The sequence below is a fragment of the Pasteurella pantherarum genome (assembly GCF_049670885.1).
GTDB lineage: Bacteria > Pseudomonadota > Gammaproteobacteria > Enterobacterales > Pasteurellaceae > Pasteurella.
On record NZ_CP187173.1, the window covers coordinates 2,392,732 to 2,407,607 of the forward strand.

A 14,876-nucleotide genomic window follows, 5' to 3' on the forward strand; every position below is an offset into this window, starting at 1 on the left:
CCATAGGGGAAAATCGCCATCTATGGATGGTTTTCCCTTTGATTTATCATTTAGGGAGAACATTATGACCTTACCTTATAGCCGTACGAATAGCACCAAATTTGGTATATTACAACGTCATAAACAACGAATGCAGAAAAAATGCATGAGTTGATTTTACTTTAAAGTGCACTCAGATTTGACCGCACTTTATCCCACTTTACCCCATAAAGGGAATATTTCCCTTATGGGGATATTCCCTCTTTTTAGAAGGAATATCAAATGTATAAATAAAAGTATTTATCTAACTTTGCTAAATAAAAAATTATTCCACTTCAAGATTATCTTCTCCATAGTAACACAAACGTTAATTGCTACTTTGGGGAAGAAAAATGAAAAAAATAGCTCTCTCTCTTTCAATCGCTAGTGTGCTTTGTATTGTGTTAACTGGGTGTGTTCAACATCCAAAAAAAGAGACAGTATCCAACGTGGAAACCTATCCATTGTCGGTAGCAGGTTATGCCTCTAAAATCATTAAGCCATCGCCGGTTGTCACAGAACAAGCCATTGTTCCAGATATTTATCAGTATGCTGATGATCCAGAGCCAGTAACCCAAATTGTGCGTCAAGGGCGCTATACGCTGATTAATACCTCGCCGGAAGAAGGGCAAAAATATTTGCTGGAGCAGATGGTCTCCGTCAACATGACACCAAAGCTAAAACGTGCAATGACGGCAACGGTTGAGCAAGGTTTAAAAACAACTTTATCTGGAACCGGTTTAAGTCTTTGCTATGGCTCTGCATTTGATCAAACCGCATCGCTATTTTCGTTACCACTGCCTAAAATTCATCACCAATTCGGACCAATTAAGTTGCGTGAAGCACTACAAATGCTTGCGGGTCCTGCCTATTATGTGACGTTAAATGATATTACCCGTACGGTGTGTTTTAAAATGCGCGAAAAACCACTTAAAATGGAGAAAAAACGTATTGAGATTATTTCAACCACAACGCAGACCGAGGTGGTTGATGAGTAAATTTATTAAGTTACCCCTTTTATCATTTTTAGTAGTAAGTGGTATGGCGGAGGCGAATTCAACTCAAAGTAACCGACTGCTTAATGAGGTCGCCAATCATACCTCATCGGCTGAAAAAAGTCTTGATGTTAAATCACTCAATCAAACAGAGTTGAGTCAAAAAGCCCAAGAATGGGGATTAACGACTGAAGAATGGCAACGTTACCTTGAATTACAGCAGGGGGAACGTGGCGTATGGTCTCCGAACCTTGATCCACTGACAACGTTAGGGATTGAAGCAAAAACAGAAGCAGAGCAAACACGTTATGCGGAATTGTTGGCGAAAAAAATGCATAATCGTGTCGAGCGAGAGCTGGCATTTCAACGTGCTTACGATAAGGCATTCGCTAAGTTATACCCCAATGAATTACCTTTTGATGTTGAACCACATATTTCACAATCCGTTGGGCGAGTCATTTATTTTACCCGTTTAGATAATTGTTTGAGATGCGAATCCGATGTTAGTCGAATGTTGGCTCACGTTGATAATAAAACCCCAGTGGATGTGTATGTAGTAGGAGCAAATGGTAACGATAACGCTATTCGAGAATGGGCAAAAAAACATCAAATTAATCCAGAAAAAGTTAAATTGCGTTTAATTACACTTAATCACGATACGGGCTACTGGCTTCGTTATGCCAACGGTAAAATGCCGGCAGCATTCCAAATCCAAGAGGATGGACAATGGCAGTCTCTCGTCTATTAGTGAGTATTTTGCTACCTTTTCTTTGCTCTACGACAGCACAAGCATTTAATGGCTTTGGTAAAGATGTCGAACAGTATATTCAGGAGGCTGCAAAGCATTACCAGGTCAGTGAGGTGATGTTACGAGGATTAGTGAAAATGGAAGATGGTTGGAATGGTAAAGTCTCGCCAACAGGACCTATCGGTGTCGGGCAATTTACCCGAGATACCTGGAATTGGCTGGCTCAAACAGAACGGGGTAAACAGTTAGGAATGCACTTAATTACGCCGTCTATTCAAGGCACCAGGGAAGACCCTCGTTATCATAAACGAACCAATACATTCGCAACTGCATTACTTGCCCGTTGGCATACTGAGCAATTTCAGCAACGTGGAATTTCTATAACCGATGAAAATTTATATATGGCACATAATATTGGGTTAGACGGGTTTCATCGTGCCATTGTGGGGCGTTCAACCGCTGAAGATATCCAAAATATGCGACGTAATGGGATGAAGCGTGGAATGTCAGTCAAACAATTTATCGCTTACCAAAAAGGGCGATATAACCATCATAAATTGATCGCCAATTTTATGCAGCCGATAGATAAGCACTCGGCAACAGTATGGATTAAACCTCAAGCTCGTATAAAACAGCCAGTTCTATCGTTACCCACTAATCAAAGTCAAAAGACATCTCTAAATGCACTGATTTGGATTGAACCCGATGATAAAAACGTTATTTGGGTTGATAAGACCGTCAATATGTAGGAATTAAAATGTTTGGAATATCATTACCTTCTAGCCCTATTCGCACTATTTTTTCGTTTATGCACCAACCTATTTCTATTTTCCGCAAGACTTTCCTTTCCCATTTGGTCGTTTTGAAAAATTTAGTGATGAATGGCTACTTGGGGAGAAATATGGCTAATTAGTTGATATTATAGATAAAATTTTGGAGCAAAAATAATGAATAAATTAAATCACTTTTTATGGCTTGGATTACTCCTTTCTGTGCATTCATTGGCAGAATTAAAGGTCATTGCGGATTTAGGAGGGGAAAGTGCGGTCAGATTCTATGAAGGTATTCAGCCAGAACACGATGAAAATGCACCTATTTACCCTAACGCAATACCAGAATCAGTAACGGAAGCGGATATGCTTCCGGTAGTGTCACACAAATTGACACCTGGAGATGTTAAACCTATTAACCTAGAGTTAACCGCGATGTCACCAATTTTCCTTATTGGTGCAGATGAATTATCTCGTCAATGGTTGTCTCAGCATTATAATTATTTACTGTCTCAACAAGCGGTCGGTTTAGTGGTTAATGTGACCACTCTAGATGAGTTGAACCAATTACGTCGTTTGGCTCCGAATTTGACATTATTACCATCACCGGCAGATGATTTAAGCGATCGCTTAAAGCTTTCTCATTATCCAGCATTGATTACGGAAACTGGAGTATCACAGTAATGGCAAGTAAATATTTGTTAGAGGGGTTATTGCGTCCGCCAGTTGAATTTTATCCGGCAGCAGCTCACGCTGCATGTGCTTATGTATGCAGTGTGGCACCTTGGTCTTTGGCATTACATCCAGCGATAGGTTATGGGTTGGCTGCCGGATTTGGTGGAATAAGCTATCTGCGTTTTCGCCAAGGTTGGCGTATTGTACGCTATCATCGCAATTTAAAACGCCTGCCTCATTATGCCTTAACTAGCCGTCAAATTCCGGTAAATAAAAAATTCTTATTTTTAGGTCGGGGATTTGAATGGCAACCAGAACACACTCAGCGGCTCTATGATTGTTTTTCCGCCGATGGCAAAAAATACTTACGTCCCTCTAAGCTATTTAATATGGCAAGAGAGTATGAAAAACATCACGAAAACATAATTACTAAGTTAACAACATCAGACTCATGCTTTAATCCGGTAAGACCCTTACCGCCAGTTGAAGGTATTCCTGCGATTCACGGCATTGAGTTAAATGAAATTGATGTTATGCAACCACTCAATTCAAGAGGTGGGCATACGGCTGTTTTTGGCACAACAGGGGTGGGTAAAACTCGTTTTGCAGAAGTGTTAGTGACACAAGATATTCATCGAGGCAAAACGCAAGTAGATCGCGAAGTTGTGGTCTTTTTCGACCCGAAAGGTGACCCTGATATGTTAAAACGGATGTATGCGGAGGCAAAACGTGCGGGGCGGGATAAAGAATTTTATATGTTCCATTTGGGCTATCCGGAAAAATCCGCACGCTACAACCCGATTGGGCGTTTCGGTCGGGTCTCCGAAGTTGCGGGAAGGATTTCAGGGCAGCTAAGCGGTGCAGGTAACTCGGCGGCATTCAAGGAATTTGCTTGGCGTTTCACCAATGTGGTAGCAAGAGCATTGGTTGAAATGGGGGAGAGACCAAATTATTCGCAAATATCACGTTATGTGCAAAATATTGATGGTCTCTTTTTGAGTTATGCTAAAAACTATTTCGATGCGACTGATCCAGCAATTTGGCCAGGACTACTCAATATTACAGCCAGTGTTGATGTTAAAAATTTATCCTTCGGAATGAAAGAGCGTCCTTTGATTTGGGTCATCAATCAGTATATTTTAGAAAACAAGATTTTTGATCCAGTGCTTGAGGGGCTAGCAACGGCGGTACGTTATGATAAAACCTATTTTGATAAAATTGTAGCGTCATTGCTACCCTTATTAGAAAAACTCACTACAGGAAAAATCGAAGAATTATTATCACCGAATTATGATGATGTAAATGATGAGCGTCCGATTTTTGATTGGGAAGAAGTGATTCGTAAACGGGGTATTGTTTATGTGGGACTAGATGCCCTATCAGATGCTACCGTTGCCGCTGCGGTTGGGAATAGTATGTTTGCCGATTTGGTATCAATGGCAGGGCATATCTATAAACATGGAGTAGATGAGGGGTTGCCAGAAGCATTTAAAGGTCAGTCAAAGCCAGTTAAAATCAATTTACATTGCGATGAATTTAATGAACTAATGGGTGATGAATTTATTCCGTTGATTAATAAGGGGCGAGGGGCTGGAATGCAGGTCACTGCTTATACTCAAACCATTGCTGATATTGAGGCTCGTCTTGGCAATCGAGCTAAGGCTGAGCAGACCATTGGTAACTTTAATACGTTGATAATGTTTCGGGTAAAATCGCCGGCGACGGCGAAACTATTAACCGATCAATTGCATAAGGTCACGATCTTACAAAGTATGGTGACCTCAAGCTTTACCGATTCGAGTAATCCAGATGATGATAAAGCTTTTACCTCAAATACTGGGGAACGCATCTCGCAAAAAGAAGTGCCGTTGCTTGATGTGGCAAATATCACCAATTTGCCGAAAGGACAGGCTTTTATCTTGATGAACGGGAGTACCTTATATAAGGTGAGAATGCCGTTACCTGCTATTGATGGAGAAGATTTGATACCGCCGTCAATGCAAGCGTTACTTGATAATATGCAAAAAAATTATCACGTTACAGCAAATTGGTGGGAGCCTGCATTTAAAGACTATACGCCGTCAAAGGATATTGTCGATTCATTTGAAAATATGGTGACAGAGGAAAAAATGGCAAAAGCCAATTTAGATTGGGGTAGTGATATTGATCTGCCTGAAGATGATGAAGCTGAGCCGATAAGTCAAGCCGATACGGATGAACAGGATATGGAGGAAGAATGAGTTTTGAACAAGAAACTAACTTATTAGATTTACCTAATCAATGTATTGACTTTACGGCGAATTTTGCCGTCTCTTGTGCATTGTCGAATTCAAAAGAGCTGCTCTTTTATTTTGAGTCTTATCTTAATCGTTGGGTAGAAAGCAATGATTCCGTACATCAATTTGCGGCCAAATATGCAGATGAGGGAATTTCTCTCTGGACAGCGAGTGATGTGCCGATAACAGAAGAGGATACTCAGCATCAACGTGCTTATTTTTACTTGGTCTCAAATAAAAATGAACAAGGTTATGTCTTGATTCATTGTCGTGTGAGCCATAAGGAATTTTTACAATAATGACCGAACAAACGAATAAAAAAGTCAAGAAAAAAGGGCTGTTTTACACATTATCGGCCTTGCTTGCTGCACTGTTTATTTCTTTATTGCTGAGTATTTTCTTTGAATGGTTGGGGATTGCTTTTTTCTGGTCAGAACAGGGGCATTTGCATAGTCAGAAAATGATGATTCAAGAGTTGGGCTGGATTTCGGAAAGTGCGACGCATAGCTTATTTGGCTATGCACCAGGTGAGCTCGCTAGTGCTGTAACATTGACCGTCCACGATTGGTTATTTGTGAAAACTGGTTTTCAACATTGGTTGCAGTCACCAACGCATCAGAATAGTTGGGAGCAGATTATTTATCATTATGCTCGAGCTTATTTAGAGTCCATCATTTATGTCTCTATTACCTTTGTGATTCGGCTCATTGTCATTATCCTGACCAGTCCATTGTTCTTATTAGCGGCATTTGCTGGTTTTACTGAGGGCTTAATGCGGCGCGATTTACGGAAATTTGGCTCGGGGAGAGAATCCAGTTTCCTTTATCATCACGCACGGCGTTATATTAAGCCTGTGATGATCGGATCTTGGATTTTGTATTTATCTATTCCCTTTTCGGTTTATCCGAACCTTATCTTGCTTCCAGCTGCTTTTTTATTTGGGCTGTCGATTTGTGTGACAACGGCAAGTTTCAAAAAATATCTTTAATATCAAAAGATTCTAGGTATATGACTTGGAGTCTTTTATCTTTCTAAAAACTCTCTCATTTCTGAATAGAATTTCCCGTTAAATTCCCGTTGTGTTTTTGGCAACCTTTACCCGAATCAATTTTAAATCGAGGAGATGCCAATGAACACGTTAGGAAAAGCGGTTTTAGTTGCCGTATCAATGGTTGTTCTGAATGTACAAGCCACTGAAAAAGAGCAGCTGGTGCAAGCCATTAAGCAGTTAGAAGCCGCACAACTATCGCTTAAACGTGCAGCGACAGAAGCTAAAACGTCAGCGAAAAACCGTGAGTATTTTGATTATCATGCGGTAACGCAAGATATTAACGCCATAAAAAGCGGTATTCACCAATATATTAATCCTTCCCGTGCCATTCCTCGTGATCCAAATGCCTTCCGAACCTTGAAAGAAGACTACACTAAGTTGAGAACTCAGGGAGGTTATAGTGGCAAATGATTACACGCCGATAAGTGCATTTGAAACGGCAAGTGGTTTAAGTGCCATTGAATTACGCACATTTTTTGCTATTTGCCTCATTGCCGGTCTTTTTTTGGCATATGTATGGGCAGTTCGAAAAGGCTTTAGTGGGTTTCAAACGGATGGGGACATCTTTGGTTATTTGATATTGATTCTGAAAGGGGCGGCGGTTGTTATCGTTGTCATTATGTTTTTCGTTTATTAGGGGAATCTATGAATTCTTTACGTTCACTTTCTTGTCAAGTCAAGCAAGGCTGGCAATGGGTATCAGCACGTTATATTGCCTTCATGTTGTTATGCTTTGGCACCGTTCAAAATGTCTTTGCGGCAGGTCCTGATGCTTCCAAAATTCCGGACTTTCAGATTCCGGGGGTAGATAGTAACACAAAAGATCCGATGGAAATTCTTTGGATTGTAGCCAAGGGCTTTGTGACACTACTTGCTGTATTACTTGCCGCTGCTGCAATATTTGTTGTTGTAAAAGCACTCGTCAGTATTTATAACGAAGTCACTTCTGAAAATGGTAAGAAAGGCTGGGGACACTTTATTGTTGCTTTAATTGTTGGTTTTATTGTGATTTTCTTCTGCTTGTGGCTAGTCAAACTTGCAGTAGGACTCTTCTAGTCAACGTACCTTGGAGGTCAATATGTCAGAACAAGATAAAACTATTCCTTTTCTTCCTACTCGTCTTAATCGTGAAGCCACTGTTTTTGGTGGCATGACTGTAAGTGAGTTTGGTATGTCAGCTGGATTAGGATTTGTATTTGGTCTGATTATTGGCCTCATATTTTGGATATTAACTGATTTCTGGCTACTTATACCTGCAATGGGAATGTTGCTCTGTATCGTAACTATTTTAATTGGTAAAGGTATTGTGGCAGCCATTAAGAGAGGTAAACCCGAAGCCTACTTAAACCGCCTTATTGAAGAACGTATTGATTCGCTTTTAGGCGGCAATAAATTTATTCGGCGTGAGGGCTTTTGGGCGACACGCCGTTCTTCAAAAGGATTATTTTAAATGAGTAGATTAAAAAATACACTCAAACATAAAGATCGCCAGTTAACTGTCGCAAAAATTTCGATTATTTGCATTACAGCTCTTTGCTTTGGTTTGCTTTTTGTCATTTATACCTTTCCAAGTACATTAAAAATTTTGTTACCGCCAGATTTAAGAGCTGGTAGTCAGCGTCCTTGGTGGGAAGTGCCGACTTCGACGGTTTATGCCTTTGCTTACCAAACCTTTCAGCAGCTGAATCGCTGGACCTTAGATGGCACGCACGATTATGAAAAAAATATTACCGCACTTAAACCCTTTTTAACCCCTTCTTGCGAAGCCTTTTTGCTAAAAGATTATGAAGATCGTCAACATCATAGTGAATTACGTGATCGTGTGCGGGGTGTTTATGAAATACCAGGACGGGGTTTTAGTGAGGAGCGGGTAATTATCCATAATCAAGATAGTTGGACGGTCAATTTAGATTTGAGCGTGGATGAATATTATAAAGACGAACCAGTGAAACGGGTATTGACTCGTTTTCCAATCAATATTGTACGGATGGATGTGGATTCACAACGCAATCCGTGGGGACTCGGGTTTAACTGTTATACCTCAATTCCATTACGTTTAGAGAGTAAGGAAGAGGAGAAAAAATAAATGAAACATAAAACAGCCAGAAATTTGACCGCACTTTTACTTGGTAGCTATGTCTTGACCGCACACGCTGATGTTTTAATGAAGTGGCAAAGAATGCCATTACCGATAGATTTACAAGTAGAAAAAGAGCGTGTCATTTTAGTCGATAGAAATGTCAAAATAGGTTACCCAAGAACTCTTGACGGTAAGCTACGTCTGCAATCAACCGGCGGGGCGGTTTATATCAAAGCCTTGGAAGCCTTTCCAACAACACGCTTGCAGCTTAAAGATATGGAAACCCATGAAATCATTTTACTTGATGTGGTCGCAAAAGAAAAAGTCCCTAATCCGGAAGAAACCATTCGATTGATTTACGAAGGTAAACTTGAAAATCAGTCTGGTAGTTTTAACCAAGATGATATAGCAGACGAGCAACCCGACAATCCGATACCGCAACTACCTATTCCAGCAGCACTTACACGTTATGCTGCACAAATGCTCTATGCTCCTTTACGTACCGTTGAGCCCTTGCCAGGTGTGCGTCAAGTTGCCCATCGACTCCCAGCAAAAATTACTACCTTATTGCCAGCATTGCCACTCAATGCGACACCGCTAATGAGTTGGCAGTTGGATGATTATATTGTGACGGCAATTCGTTTGCAAAATCGTGGTTCACAACGACTAGAACTGGACCCAAGAGACTTACAAGGGCGTTTTTATGCTGCGACGTTCCAACACAATTGGTTAGGAGGAACAGGGTCAATGGAAGATACCACGACCGTTTATTTAGTCACGGAAGGTTATCCGAATAACGCACTGATTCCGGAAACAAAACCCTATGTTGCACCGAAAAAAGTGAAGAAAACGACCAAAATTGTAGTGAAAAAAGTCATTGAAGGTACTGTACCTATGCCATCATCAAAAGGGGGAGTAAATGAAAGCTAATAAAATGTTTATTGTTATTGGATTGATTATTACCCTGATGGTTGGGGGGGTATCTTATCTCTTATTTGCGGATTTTTCCTCATCAGCTAAATCTCAAAAAAACAGTGTACTAGATACCGCACTCAAAGATTTAACTCCGGAAGAAATTCGTCAATTGGGGCTGGAAGGTGACACCAAAAATGATACGGTGCGCACGTTAATTGGAGCCACGAAAGAAGGTAATCGCCGTTACGAGAGGGTGATTTCTCAGAATGAAAAAATTATTCGGGAAAATGAAGATCTTCGCAAACGTGAGCAAAATGTACAGCAGCAAGTCAATGATGCTGTCCAAGCGAAAACCCAAGAGCTACAAGATATGGTAGCAATGCTAAAAAGCGAGATTGCCAATTTAGCACAAGGGCAATCGCAAGCCATTCAAGTGACACTTTCACCAGAAGAAAAACAGCCAAATGGCATTGGTCTCGGGCAGGCGGAACCGTTACCTGTTGTGGATATGACCCCGAAGGGGGCTTCAGTTTCTCTTGATGAAAATGCAGTAGAGTGGATAAGCCCCGATGATCAAATTCTAGATGAACGGAATCTGGCTAAAATTAGTTTTCCGAGTAACAATACACCAAGTGGTTACAGATCAGGTAAAAAAGGATTGCCGTTTATTCAAGGCAGTGATGAAGATATAACGAATTCAAGTTCGACGCTATCCCGTTCATCTGGAACCAAAAATAAAACTCCTACCTATACCGTTCCTAAAAATTCAACATTAATGGGTTCAACTTCAATGACTGCACTTGTAGGTCGTGTTCCAGTTGGTAATTCGGTCAATGATCCTTATCCATTTAAAGTGATTATCGGACACGATAATTTAATCGCAAATGGGGTTGAATTACCAGACATTGAAGAGGCGATTGTCTCTGGTACGGCGACTGGTGATTGGACGTTATCTTGCGTACGAGGGGATATAAAAAGTATGACCTTTGTATTTCGTGATGGGCGTATCGTCACGAGTGGCAAAGGGACAGATAAAATCGGTTGGCTTTCTGATCCGCATGGTATCCCTTGTGTACCAGGAGAGAGAAAAACCAATGCACCAGAATATTTAGGTACGCATTTCTTGTTAGCTGCGGCTGGTGCGGCTGCTCAAGGTTATTCTCAAGCACAAACAACTACTGTAGTGGACGGTAATGCAGTTGTGGGGGCGGTTACTGGGCAACAAGGTAAATATGTGCTTGGTCAGGCACTCGGTCAGGGTATTCAAGAAACAGCAAACTGGTTTAAAGAGCGCTATGGGCAAAATTTTGATGCCGTTTATGTACCACCAGGACATCCCGTTGCCATCCATATTGATAAAGCAATTGAAATTGATTACGACCGCATGGGTCGCAAAGTGAAATATAGTCAATTGTCTCGTTCATCTCAGCTTGATTAAGGAATAATACAATGAAGAAAACCACACTATTAAGTTTTATCGGCTTCGCTTTTTTACTATCTGCTTGTTCAACCTCACAAAAAGAACTCTTACCAACAGGTAATGAAACAATGCGGGATATTTGGAACAAAGGAAGTAGCGATGGACAATTGCAGGTTTATCGAGATGGTAATTATCGTCGCATTGATCCAGTGAGTTATGTCTCGGTAAGAGAACAGCAAAGCTATACTCGAATTGCTGAAAACGAAATTAAAAATCTGTTTCCGCAGTTGCCTAACCCAGATTTAATTATGTATGTCTATCCGCATTTATCTGCTAGTGGCGAACCGATGCCGATACCTGGTTATTCGACGGTCATCCCATTTTATAGTCGAGTGCACTATGCCCAGCCGGGTGAGCGGACAAGGGGGTTGTAATGGGATTGGTGCAAGATGTATTGTCTTCTTTCTTTCCAGATAAAACAGATAAGCCCGCTAAGAAACTGGAGCAACGTGCAAATATTGAACCGAATGCCGATGCAGTGATCAGAAATGAGACGGTGAAGCGGAGTGGCAAACTTACACAGGCAGCACATCATAAACGGTTATACGGTAAACAGCCTTCTTTTATCGATCACTTGCCGTGGGGCGAGTATTTAGCACAAGAAGGGGTAATGTTATTAGATGATGTACGCAGCGTTGGTGTTGTCTTTGATTTAAAACCTATCGGTACCGAAGGACGTAGTGAAGAGTATTTAAGCCGGATTCGGGGGTTAGTTAAGGATGCAATCCAAGACAGTTTTGACGAACTGGATACTTATCCGTATGTAGTGCAATTCTACTGTCAGGATGAAAAAGATTTGCGATCTTATGTCGAACAATTGAAAGATTATATCGAACCAGAAACTCAGGCAACCGCATTTACGCAAGAATGGATAAAAAATACGGAAAAGCACCTAAAAGATATCAGTAAACCAGGCGGCTTGTTCGTTGACGATCAAATTACCAATACCATTTGGGCTGGTCGTATTCGTCGGACACGGATGGTGATTTATCGCTATGTGGAGAAAAATGAAGAACACAGTGCGATTGAATCGTTAAATAATGCTTGCGAGAGGATTGTCGGGGCATTGACGACCGCCGGTCTTCAGCTCACTCGACAAAACGGCGAGCAGATTCATCAATGGTTACTACGTTGGTTTAATCCGAATCCATCTGCTTATTTTGATTTGGAAAATAGTGTTTGCTATGACAAATTACACCAACCAATTACTGATGATGAGTTGCCGTTTGTCGGTCATGATTTTAGTGAAAATCTGTTTTATAACGAACCGGAAAGTAAAAATAATCACTGGTATTTTGACGGCTTACCGCACGAAGTGGTTGTGGTTGATAATCTACGTAATAATCCAACAATCGGGCATTTTACCGGCGAAGTTAAACGAGGTAAAAACATTAATGCCCTGTTCGATTTATTGCCGGAATCCACAATTATGGCAACGACTATTGTCATTTACCCACAAGATAAATTAGAAAGCCACCTTGAAAAAATCAATAGTCGTGCGGTCGGTGAAAATTACGAGTCGGTTTACCTCAAACAAGATGTTAAAACCGTGATGTCGTATCTGAAAGATGGGCATAAGCTCTATCAAGGCAGTCTCGCATTCTATATACACGGTAAAAATGAAAAAGAGCTAAAAAAACGCTCCCGAGAGCTCAGAACGATTTTACTCAGTAATAATCTGGTGCCAGTCAAAGAAAATGCGGAAATTGCTCCACTTAACAGCTATTTACGCTGGTTGCCAATGAATTTCAATCCTCAGCAGGATATGAAGACCCATTATTACACCAAATATTATTTTGTGCAGCATCTAGCCAATATGTTGCCGGTATTTGGTCGGGAAACTGGTACTGGGCATCCTGGCATTACGTATTTTAATCGAGGTGGCTCGCCATTGGATTTTGACCCGCTTAACCCTAAAGATCGGGCTAAAAATGCACATAAATTGCTATTAGGACCGACAGGTTCGGGGAAGTCAGCCACATTGAATGCTCAAATGGCACAGTTGATGGCAATTCATAGACCACGTTTATTTATTGTTGAAGCAGGGAACTCCTTTGGTTTATTTGTCGATTATGCTCAGCGGTATGGTTTAACAGTCAATCGCGTATCATTAGAACCAAGCAGTAATATTGTCTTACCGTTATTTTCTGAAGCTCATAAGCTCTTATCAATGGAGGTAGATATTGAAAATGTGATAGATGACGATGAAGAGGAGGATGACGAAAATGGCAGTGAACAACGGGATCTGTTAGCTGAGATGGAGTTGACAGCCCGTTTAATGATTACAGGCGGTGAAGCCAAAGAAGATGACAAAATGAGTCGTGCTGACCGTGCACAAATTCGTCGTGCTATTATGATAGCTGCAGAGAAGACCTACGCAGAAGGGCGGCAGACCTTAACCGGTGATGTAAAATCAGCACTTGAGGCATTAAGCCAACATCCGGATACCCGAGAAGCTCGTCGGGCAAGATTGGCTGAAATGGCCGAGGCGATGGATATGTTTTGTACTGGGGTGAATGGGCGATTCTTTAACAGGGAAGGAGACATTTGGCCAGAAGCAGATATTACGTTAGTGGATTTAGCGATGTTTGCTCGCGAAGGCTATGAAGCGGAGCTTGCTATTGCTTATATTTCGTTAATCAATCATATCAACAGTTTGGGCGAAAAATATCAACATAGTTTCCGTCCTATCGTCAATGTGACGGATGAATCGCATATTATTACGGTTAACCCTTTATTGGCTAAATTCTTGGTTAAGGGCTCTAAAATGTGGCGTAAATTGGGTATCTGGTTATGGTTGGCTACCCAAAATATGGATGATTTCCCGAAAGAAGCCAGTAAGTTACTCAGTATGTTGGAATGGTGGGAACTCCTCAATTTAAGCAATGATGAGATTGAGGAAGTCAGCCGTTTCCGTCGGCTCTCCGAAGCACAAAAATTGATGCTGTTATCTGCCAAGAAAGCAGATAAGAAATATACCGAAGGCGTGGTGCTGTCGACGAGAATGGAGGCATTATTCCGTGTTGTACCGCCGAGTATCTATTTAGCGTTAGGAATGACGGAAAAACACGAAAAAGCACAACGACGAACCATTATGGCTGAACATCAATGCACTGAACTCGATGCGGCACTGATTATGGCAAAACAAATTGATAAGGCAAGAGGGATTTCAAATGACGAAAGCTATCAGCAAACAGCTTAATATCTGCCCGTTATTTAAGGCTGACCCAATTTGCCAACCATTTAATCTTGAGGCAGTTTTAACGGATTTGAACCAACTTAGTGAAGAGATTGTGGGACGTGTAGGCATGATTCAACATTATGTACTCTATCCACATCGGGTGTTTAAGCAACGGGCGTGGAACATCAAAATTACTGGAGAGAAAGCGACGACCTATTTATTGCTGAATATCGGCGGTTATTATCAATTTATCAATGATATGAATGCGATTCGGCTTTCAATAAACGTGAAAGATGATGTAGATGCATTTTGGTTGGCTTATGCGATTGCCGACAAGCTCAAGGTTCAGCCGGCGATACCTAATGGGATATTCGGAGGTAAAGAATGAGCCATCATTCCAAAAAACGCAAAATATTGACCGCACTTTTAGTAGGTATTTTAGTCTTTGTTGCCCTTCTAGCTTGTGGCGTGGCATTTGTTAACTATTTACCCGGCATTAATTTGAATGATTGGTTTCGAGCAACGGCGAATTATTGGTTATTATTTAGGATCTTGGTTTATATGAGTGTTGGCATATTACTTTATTTTATTCAGCATTCAAGAACTCCCTTGCCACGTAAAGCCATCATTTTAATTGTATTGGCTTTTGCCCTCAATGAGGGGTTGAATTTACTCTATCGGTTATAG

18 protein-coding genes are annotated in these 14,876 nt (G+C 41.0%); all 18 read left to right on the plus strand.

Annotated features, from left to right (window positions below):
- The first annotated feature begins 371 nt into the window (after window positions 1-371).
- The 18 genes from ACPEEM_RS11270 (at window position 372) to ACPEEM_RS11355 (ending at window position 14,876) form a co-directional block, all read left to right on the plus strand.
- Window positions 372-1,016, plus strand: coding sequence for a PilL N-terminal domain-containing protein (locus ACPEEM_RS11270; protein WP_424407078.1), 645 nt, complete (start codon window positions 372-374; stop codon window positions 1,014-1,016).
- Window positions 1,009-1,761, plus strand: a complete 753-nt coding sequence (locus ACPEEM_RS11275; RefSeq protein WP_424407080.1) for a TIGR03759 family integrating conjugative element protein — start codon at window positions 1,009-1,011, stop codon at window positions 1,759-1,761. Before ACPEEM_RS11270 ends, ACPEEM_RS11275 begins: the two co-directional genes overlap by 8 nt.
- Window positions 1,740-2,510 carry a hypothetical protein gene (locus tag ACPEEM_RS11280; RefSeq protein ID WP_424407082.1) on the plus strand — a complete coding sequence of 257 codons (771 nt, stop codon included), beginning with the start codon at window positions 1,740-1,742 and terminating at the stop codon, window positions 2,508-2,510. The genes ACPEEM_RS11275 and ACPEEM_RS11280 overlap by 22 nt, the downstream gene beginning before the upstream one ends.
- 198 nt (window positions 2,511-2,708) lie before the next feature.
- The gene (locus ACPEEM_RS11285) at window positions 2,709-3,215 is read left to right on the plus strand and encodes an integrating conjugative element protein (protein WP_424407084.1); all 507 of its coding nucleotides are present in this window, start codon (window positions 2,709-2,711) and stop codon (window positions 3,213-3,215) included.
- Window positions 3,215-5,446 (plus strand): type IV conjugative transfer system coupling protein TraD, encoded by a 2,232-nt coding sequence (traD, locus tag ACPEEM_RS11290; RefSeq protein ID WP_424407086.1) that lies wholly within the window; start codon window positions 3,215-3,217, stop codon window positions 5,444-5,446. The genes ACPEEM_RS11285 and traD overlap by 1 nt, the downstream gene beginning before the upstream one ends.
- The gene (locus ACPEEM_RS11295) at window positions 5,443-5,781 is read left to right on the plus strand and encodes a hemophilus-specific protein (RefSeq protein ID WP_424407088.1); all 339 of its coding nucleotides are present in this window, start codon (window positions 5,443-5,445) and stop codon (window positions 5,779-5,781) included. The genes traD and ACPEEM_RS11295 overlap by 4 nt, the downstream gene beginning before the upstream one ends.
- Window positions 5,781-6,470, plus strand: a complete 690-nt coding sequence (locus tag ACPEEM_RS11300) for a TIGR03747 family integrating conjugative element membrane protein (protein ID WP_424407090.1) — start codon at window positions 5,781-5,783, stop codon at window positions 6,468-6,470. The genes ACPEEM_RS11295 and ACPEEM_RS11300 overlap by 1 nt, the downstream gene beginning before the upstream one ends.
- Window positions 6,471-6,605: 135 nt before the next feature.
- A complete protein-coding gene (locus ACPEEM_RS11305; protein WP_424407092.1) occupies window positions 6,606-6,944 on the plus strand; it encodes an RAQPRD family integrative conjugative element protein in 339 nt (112 codons plus the stop codon).
- Window positions 6,934-7,170 (plus strand): DUF3262 family protein, encoded by a 237-nt coding sequence (locus tag ACPEEM_RS11310; RefSeq protein ID WP_077583235.1) that lies wholly within the window; start codon window positions 6,934-6,936, stop codon window positions 7,168-7,170. Before ACPEEM_RS11305 ends, ACPEEM_RS11310 begins: the two co-directional genes overlap by 11 nt.
- Before the next feature lie 8 nt (window positions 7,171-7,178).
- A complete protein-coding gene (locus tag ACPEEM_RS11315; RefSeq protein ID WP_424407095.1) occupies window positions 7,179-7,589 on the plus strand; it encodes a DUF2976 domain-containing protein in 411 nt (136 codons plus the stop codon).
- 22 nt (window positions 7,590-7,611) lie between these two features.
- Entirely contained in the window at window positions 7,612-7,983 is a 372-nt protein-coding gene (locus ACPEEM_RS11320) for a TIGR03750 family conjugal transfer protein (RefSeq protein ID WP_424407097.1), read from the plus strand.
- The gene (locus ACPEEM_RS11325) at window positions 7,984-8,619 is read left to right on the plus strand and encodes a PFL_4703 family integrating conjugative element protein (protein ID WP_424407099.1); all 636 of its coding nucleotides are present in this window, start codon (window positions 7,984-7,986) and stop codon (window positions 8,617-8,619) included.
- Window positions 8,620-9,543, plus strand: a complete 924-nt coding sequence (locus ACPEEM_RS11330) for a TIGR03749 family integrating conjugative element protein (RefSeq protein WP_424407100.1) — start codon at window positions 8,620-8,622, stop codon at window positions 9,541-9,543. It abuts the gene before it with no gap.
- A complete protein-coding gene (locus tag ACPEEM_RS11335; RefSeq protein ID WP_424407102.1) occupies window positions 9,533-10,966 on the plus strand; it encodes a TIGR03752 family integrating conjugative element protein in 1,434 nt (477 codons plus the stop codon). The genes ACPEEM_RS11330 and ACPEEM_RS11335 overlap by 11 nt, the downstream gene beginning before the upstream one ends.
- A gap of 11 nt (window positions 10,967-10,977) precedes the next feature.
- Window positions 10,978-11,382: a TIGR03751 family conjugal transfer lipoprotein gene (locus tag ACPEEM_RS11340; RefSeq protein WP_424407104.1), complete on the plus strand. Its 405-nt coding sequence runs from the start codon at window positions 10,978-10,980 to the stop codon at window positions 11,380-11,382.
- On the plus strand, window positions 11,382-14,210 hold the full coding sequence (locus ACPEEM_RS11345; RefSeq protein WP_424407106.1) for a conjugative transfer ATPase: 2,829 nt from the start codon (window positions 11,382-11,384) through the stop codon (window positions 14,208-14,210). The genes ACPEEM_RS11340 and ACPEEM_RS11345 overlap by 1 nt, the downstream gene beginning before the upstream one ends.
- A complete protein-coding gene (locus tag ACPEEM_RS11350) occupies window positions 14,182-14,577 on the plus strand; it encodes a hypothetical protein (RefSeq protein WP_424407108.1) in 396 nt (131 codons plus the stop codon). Before ACPEEM_RS11345 ends, ACPEEM_RS11350 begins: the two co-directional genes overlap by 29 nt.
- On the plus strand, window positions 14,574-14,876 hold the full coding sequence (locus ACPEEM_RS11355) for a hypothetical protein (protein WP_424407109.1): 303 nt from the start codon (window positions 14,574-14,576) through the stop codon (window positions 14,874-14,876). The genes ACPEEM_RS11350 and ACPEEM_RS11355 overlap by 4 nt, the downstream gene beginning before the upstream one ends.

Bases quoted from the DNA above. Each gene is read 5' to 3' on its own strand.
- ACPEEM_RS11305 (WP_424407092.1), top strand. From the start codon at position 6,606: ATGCCAATGAACACGTTAGGAAAAGCGGTTTTAGTTGCCGTATCAATG.
- ACPEEM_RS11315 (WP_424407095.1), top strand. From the start codon at position 7,179: ATGAATTCTTTACGTTCACTTTCTTGTCAAGTCAAGCAAGGCTGGCAA.
- traD (WP_424407086.1), top strand. From the start codon at position 3,215: ATGGCAAGTAAATATTTGTTAGAGGGGTTATTGCGTCCGCCAGTTGAA.
- ACPEEM_RS11320 (WP_424407097.1), top strand. From the start codon at position 7,612: ATGTCAGAACAAGATAAAACTATTCCTTTTCTTCCTACTCGTCTTAAT.
- ACPEEM_RS11325 (WP_424407099.1), top strand. From the start codon at position 7,984: ATGAGTAGATTAAAAAATACACTCAAACATAAAGATCGCCAGTTAACT.
- ACPEEM_RS11280 (WP_424407082.1), top strand. From the start codon at position 1,740: ATGGCAGTCTCTCGTCTATTAGTGAGTATTTTGCTACCTTTTCTTTGC.
- ACPEEM_RS11340 (WP_424407104.1), top strand. From the start codon at position 10,978: ATGAAGAAAACCACACTATTAAGTTTTATCGGCTTCGCTTTTTTACTA.
- ACPEEM_RS11350 (WP_424407108.1), top strand. From the start codon at position 14,182: ATGACGAAAGCTATCAGCAAACAGCTTAATATCTGCCCGTTATTTAAG.
- ACPEEM_RS11300 (WP_424407090.1), top strand. From the start codon at position 5,781: ATGACCGAACAAACGAATAAAAAAGTCAAGAAAAAAGGGCTGTTTTAC.
- ACPEEM_RS11275 (WP_424407080.1), top strand. From the start codon at position 1,009: ATGAGTAAATTTATTAAGTTACCCCTTTTATCATTTTTAGTAGTAAGT.
- ACPEEM_RS11295 (WP_424407088.1), top strand. From the start codon at position 5,443: ATGAGTTTTGAACAAGAAACTAACTTATTAGATTTACCTAATCAATGT.
- ACPEEM_RS11330 (WP_424407100.1), top strand. From the start codon at position 8,620: ATGAAACATAAAACAGCCAGAAATTTGACCGCACTTTTACTTGGTAGC.
- ACPEEM_RS11355 (WP_424407109.1), top strand. From the start codon at position 14,574: ATGAGCCATCATTCCAAAAAACGCAAAATATTGACCGCACTTTTAGTA.
- ACPEEM_RS11270 (WP_424407078.1), top strand. From the start codon at position 372: ATGAAAAAAATAGCTCTCTCTCTTTCAATCGCTAGTGTGCTTTGTATT.
- ACPEEM_RS11345 (WP_424407106.1), top strand. From the start codon at position 11,382: ATGGGATTGGTGCAAGATGTATTGTCTTCTTTCTTTCCAGATAAAACA.
- ACPEEM_RS11335 (WP_424407102.1), top strand. From the start codon at position 9,533: ATGAAAGCTAATAAAATGTTTATTGTTATTGGATTGATTATTACCCTG.
- ACPEEM_RS11285 (WP_424407084.1), top strand. From the start codon at position 2,709: ATGAATAAATTAAATCACTTTTTATGGCTTGGATTACTCCTTTCTGTG.